The 1,023-nt window shown below is 41.0% G+C and carries 1 protein-coding gene; it reads left to right on the forward strand.

The window, feature by feature from the left end; translation table 11 throughout:
* A partial coding sequence (locus ABD917_RS08685) for an autotransporter outer membrane beta-barrel domain-containing protein (RefSeq protein WP_345119662.1) occupies positions 1–1,023 on the forward strand: 1,023 nt, incomplete at its 5' end.

Genomic DNA, 1,023 nt, shown 5'->3' on the forward strand with positions numbered 1-1,023 from the left:
AAAGATTTCTGGGATTTCCGTCTGCAAAAAGAAACCCTTGATGATGAAGGAAAGATTTTAGCTCTTGTCCCACAGGTGGCAAGCTATTTAGTCATGCCCAATGCTCTATTCTCCGCTGGTTTTGCTGATGTGAATAATCAAAATACGCTAATCAACAATATGCGGGCAACAGCATTTGAAACAAAGGATCATAAAAATAGAGGCATCTTCTTATCCTCTTATGGGAATAAGATGACATTATCTTCTCACCGTACTCCATTGCAATATGGTTATGGGGCTGATCTTTCCTATGCAGCCTTACAAGCAGGCGTTACATTGGCCGCGCTAGAAGATCAAAATATAACCACAAATTTTGGTCTTGTTGGAACCTATGGAAAACTTGCTTTCACACCTAAAGATATCAAAGGTACTGATAAAACAACACTCGATAAGTGGTCGCTTGCTGCTTATGGTAACCTCAATCATGACAATGGCATCTATATCAATGCCCTCTTCTCCTATGGAATGCTCAAAGGAAATATCAAAACAGCTCTCGTAGGAAATACTGCAGAATTGAGTAACAAGAATACACTCAGTGCATCAGCGACCATCGGACAAAGACTCCTTACCAATGCACCAGGATTGCTCTTTGAACCACAAGCGCAATTTGTGTATCAACATCTCACGCTTGGCACTCTCAAAGATGTTGATAATTTTGAAGTGAATATGGGTAACCCTCATCAATGGTTAGTGCGTGTTGGTGGGCGTTTGACGCAAACCACTCTTCCTGCTGAAAAAGACTGTGTCGTTTCTTTCTATGGTAAAGTAAACATTGTTAAAGCTTTTGCTGACAATAGTACAATACAGATTGGAGATACATTCCATCTTGATACTATGGGAGCATCCCTTGAAGGCGGGCTTGGTGTAAATGCACAATTGTCACAAAATATTGCCCTTCATGCCGATGTGAATTACCAACAAAAGCTGCAAAAAGCCGGTATATCTGGAGCAAGTTTTTCCGGCGGAATACGCTACCGCTTTTAA

Source organism: Bartonella pachyuromydis, from assembly GCF_039543065.1.
Taxonomy (GTDB): Bacteria; Pseudomonadota; Alphaproteobacteria; order Rhizobiales; family Rhizobiaceae; genus Bartonella; species Bartonella pachyuromydis.